Here is a 3,923-nt window from a genome sequence, read left to right on the forward strand (position 1 = left end):
TGTGCAAATAGTGGTTTTGATTGATTCAAGATAAACAGATTTGAAATGAGAGAATCTTACGTTATTCGGGACTCTCACTCAACATACAAAACAGTGAATTATCATTATAAATCAATATCTTGTACGATGATTACGGGGTTTAATTTGGATTTACGTCCTTTTGGTAGAGGGTAATGGCAAAAGTCTTTTTGACCAGTTCTTGGGATATAGAGCGTATAGCCCCTTATCTTGAAGAAATCATTGCATCTTTTAATGCGTATGTAGAGCGTTTTAAACATGAAATTACGTTGCAAGAACTCATTGAATCTATTTGCACGGGTAAGAAACAGTTATGGCTTGTTTTGGATGATGAAGAGCGCTTTTTAGCAGCAGTCACGACCCAGATACAACAGACAGTTTTAGGAAAGAAACGCGCTCTGATTTGTGAATGTAGTGGCAATGGTGTTCTTGATCAAGTTGACAATTTGCAAGTTGCAGAGGATTGGGCGCGTGAGAATGGCGCTTTTGAAATGGAGATCTTGGGTCGTTTGGGTTGGAAACGTGCATTGGACAAGCAAGGTTACAGCATAGATATGCTTTATTACAGGAAGGAATTGTGAAATGGGGAGCAAGACACCAGCAACAACAGAACAAAAGCAGGTACAGACAAGCGCCCCTCCTGCTTGGATGGAAAATGTATTTAAGCGTGGGGGTAGGGATGCGTATCAAATGTATGACACAGGGATTGGGGGTAATGTGTATGGGGGACCTCGTATTGCCCCGTTAAGTGATCAAACGCGCTATGGCATTAGTGGTCTTGGCAGTATTCCTCATCATTATCAAAATCGCTCTTTGATGAATACAATCTATAATCCAACGTCGGCAGCCATGAATCTTAGACATATGGCTTCTGGTGGTACGGTTGGACAGAATCCGTCTTTTAATGCCGCCCTTCAAAATAGCTTAGACCGTGTAAGAAATATCATATCAAAAAACACAATAAAGTCAATATGTTGTTTGCAATTATTTTATATGAATCCACTCAAGAATCCATCCTTTTATGCATGTTTAAATTGACTATTTTTTATATAAGATTGCCATGTATGAATAGACCATAAAAAGCAAATCATGATGCAAATATTATAACGCATGTGTGTATTCAAATGAAATGAAAAGCCGATATCATTCATAACAGTTTATAAATTTTATGATACGTTTTTATCACAGCACAAATCACATTGTTAAAAATTTAGTTGTTTGAAATAATCGATAACATACGTTTAAAGATCACATCTTGTTTTAATAATTGGATTGTTAATCGCATGATAAAAACAAAATTATTGGTTCCCAAAATTGGGAAGCAAAAATCTATATCCCTTATAGCAATATTTTATTACCTATTAGAGGATAATCGTTTGAAACTGTTATAAGGTAAATTGTATCAAAAGATACGTATTTATAGAAAATAGAGATCATATAGTTTTCCCCAAAATTGGGAAAAACCTTAAAATGGCATTAAAGCAATTAACTGTTTGAAGCATTCATAAGCTTATAGGTTTAATTCATAAAGATTGCACAAAGGATTTAAAGACAAGATTGATTTTATAACCACGGTATTTTTTACCGAGGTAGAAAATAAAGGTCATGAAATTTAAAACATTATATCTTATGAAATCAAAAGCTTTTTAATGAATATAGTGCATAGCTAGTTTTGAAGAACGCAACTGTATTCGCTTCCACAAAAAAATGGAAGCGAACAATGCCATGGCAGTAGAATTACTATCTACTTTAGACTTGATACTAAGAAACGTTTTAAAAGTTATAGTTTAAAAATACGCTTATGAGACCCTTTCTAAATGAACGTTTAAACGTTTGAAACTGATGTTTATAACAGTTTTTAAAGCCTTGCATTTGATAAAAGCGGTTGTTTGTTGTCTTTATGAGAGATTGTTTTAAAAACCAATGCTTGTAAATGTAAAAACCGTTTTGTTAAAGCTACCGAGCATTTTGATTTGTTTGGTACGTTTGATAGCCATGAAAGCGTTTATAGGCTCTCTCATTCAAATGAGTGATTAAAGATCATACGCACATTTACGTTTCTTTTGATAAGTTTTTATATCTCTCATAGAGCGCTTGCAATATGATACGTTTTGTATATATGCATTCATTACTCCATGTGGATGATTCATTTTAATCATTAGAATAGACATTTGAAAGCCGCGTCATATCACTTGGCACGGCTTTTTTTTATTTTACTCTCTCTTTTATGATATGTTTATAACAATGCATTTTATATGCGTTTATAACCATAAAGAATGCACGCCCCCCATGTCTCTTTTTATTCTGTTTTATCAGTTATATTGACAACATTATCCCTTTCATAAACCTCACAATTTTTTGGAACCAACCTTACTTTGCTTTTTTTGTTGATTTTAGCATTGCCATAAGCACGCCCCCAGATCGTTGCACAATATGAGATTTTAGCATTGCCATAAACAGAGCCATAAATCTCACAAGAGCCACTCACACAAGCATTCCCATAAACCTTGCCATAAATTTTTGCACGACCATTAATAACAGCATAATTATAAATTTTTGCATGGCTATAAATACATGCCAAGCCAGAAACCTTGGCATGACCATAAACGCGTGCATAACTAAAAATCGTAGCATCATAAGAAACATGCGCATGGTCATAAATATGAGCATCAGCAAGAACGCGGGCACTACCATTTACATGAGCATTACCATAAATATTGCCATAAACATGAGCATTGCCATAGATAAAAGCATGGTCATAAATTTTAGCATATTGAGAGATAAAAGCCTTTCCATAGACTTCAGCATTGCCATAAACTTGACCACAGACTTGCGAATAATGCCGTATTTTTGCATTTTCATACACTCTTGCATGACCGTAGACACAAGCCTCATCATAGACCCAGCAATTGCCATCATGGGATAGGTTAACTTCCTTTTCAATAAAGCCGCCTAAAGACCCCGCCTTTATATCATCAAAATCTTTTAAAGCTTTAATGCGATAAAGGCTTGTAATATTTCGAGTAAGAGCATGTTTGATTTTTTTGATTTCACTGGTTAATTCGTATTTTTTGCACATAGAAGATCCTCACAATCTAATGTGATAAACGTTTGCTAAAATTTGGAATGGGAAAATTTGAAAGAGGGGCGCCTCCGCCGCGCCCGTGCTTTCATTTACACTGCTTTAGATTAGACCCAGACAATCTCTAATTCACCATAAGGAGAGAGACGTTCAGTATAGGTTTTTATTTTAGTAGACCCGCCGACATTTTCACGAATAACAGCAATTCCATGAATATTGGCATTTTCAAAAACATGCACGTTATTTGCTATACGAGCGTTTTCATAAACCCTAGCATTGTCATAAACATAGGCATTATCATAAATAATAGCCTTGCCATAAACACGCGCATTACCATAGACATGGGAATTATCAGAAATAACAGCATTGCCATAAACATGGGCATTATCATAGACATAGCCAGCAACGATAGCATTGTCATAAACCCGCGCATGACCATAGATATGACCACAAGTGACAGCCTTGCCAAAAACCCTTGCATTTTCATAAACGTGACCATTTTTAAACACAAGAGCATCATCATAGACCCAGCAATTGCCATCATGAGAGAGGTTATCTTCCTTTTCAATAAAGCCGCCTAAGGTACCAGCTCTAACATCAGAAAAGTCTTTTAATGCTTTAATACGGTAGAGAACATGTTTACCAAATACACGCGTTTCATTTGTGAGTGCAAACTTCTTTTGCATGAGCACAATTCCTTCATAAAGAGATTTAAATTTTTAAATGAGATGTTTAAAGGAGGGGGGCCCCGCCGCGCCCACGCGTTATTTAAGCAGCGTCTTTTAGTGACTGATTATCATCACAGATATCATTACGAATTTTT

4 protein-coding genes are annotated in these 3,923 nt (G+C 35.6%); 2 read left to right on the forward strand and 2 right to left on the reverse strand.

What is annotated here, in order from left to right:
• Positions 1-173: 173 nt before the first annotated feature.
• Both ACFIJ7_RS09070 and ACFIJ7_RS09075 read left to right on the forward strand, forming a co-directional pair.
• Complete coding sequence (locus tag ACFIJ7_RS09070) at positions 174-599, forward strand: hypothetical protein (protein ID WP_375645131.1); 426 nt, start codon at positions 174-176, stop codon at positions 597-599.
• 1 nt (position 600) lies between these two features.
• Positions 601-1,056, forward strand: a complete 456-nt coding sequence (locus tag ACFIJ7_RS09075) for a hypothetical protein (protein WP_375645132.1) — start codon at positions 601-603, stop codon at positions 1,054-1,056.
• 1,261 nt (positions 1,057-2,317) lie between these two features.
• Here the strand turns inward: ACFIJ7_RS09075 and ACFIJ7_RS09080 are convergent.
• Positions 2,318-3,097, reverse strand: a complete 780-nt coding sequence (locus tag ACFIJ7_RS09080) for a hypothetical protein (protein ID WP_375645133.1) — start codon at positions 3,095-3,097, stop codon at positions 2,318-2,320.
• A gap of 110 nt (positions 3,098-3,207) precedes the next feature.
• On the reverse strand, positions 3,208-3,786 hold the full coding sequence (locus ACFIJ7_RS09085; RefSeq protein ID WP_375645134.1) for a hypothetical protein: 579 nt from the start codon (positions 3,784-3,786) through the stop codon (positions 3,208-3,210).
• Between the last annotated feature and the right edge of the window lie 137 nt (positions 3,787-3,923).

The sequence above is a fragment of the Bartonella sp. MR100HLJHH genome, assembly GCF_042194215.1.
GTDB classification, from domain to species: domain Bacteria; phylum Pseudomonadota; class Alphaproteobacteria; order Rhizobiales; family Rhizobiaceae; genus Bartonella; species Bartonella grahamii.

Bases quoted from the DNA above. Each gene is read 5' to 3' on its own strand.
- ACFIJ7_RS09070 (WP_375645131.1), top strand. From the start codon at position 174: ATGGCAAAAGTCTTTTTGACCAGTTCTTGGGATATAGAGCGTATAGCC.
- ACFIJ7_RS09075 (WP_375645132.1), top strand. From the start codon at position 601: ATGGGGAGCAAGACACCAGCAACAACAGAACAAAAGCAGGTACAGACA.
- ACFIJ7_RS09080 (WP_375645133.1), bottom strand. From the start codon at position 3,097: ATGTGCAAAAAATACGAATTAACCAGTGAAATCAAAAAAATCAAACAT.
- ACFIJ7_RS09085 (WP_375645134.1), bottom strand. From the start codon at position 3,786: ATGCAAAAGAAGTTTGCACTCACAAATGAAACGCGTGTATTTGGTAAA.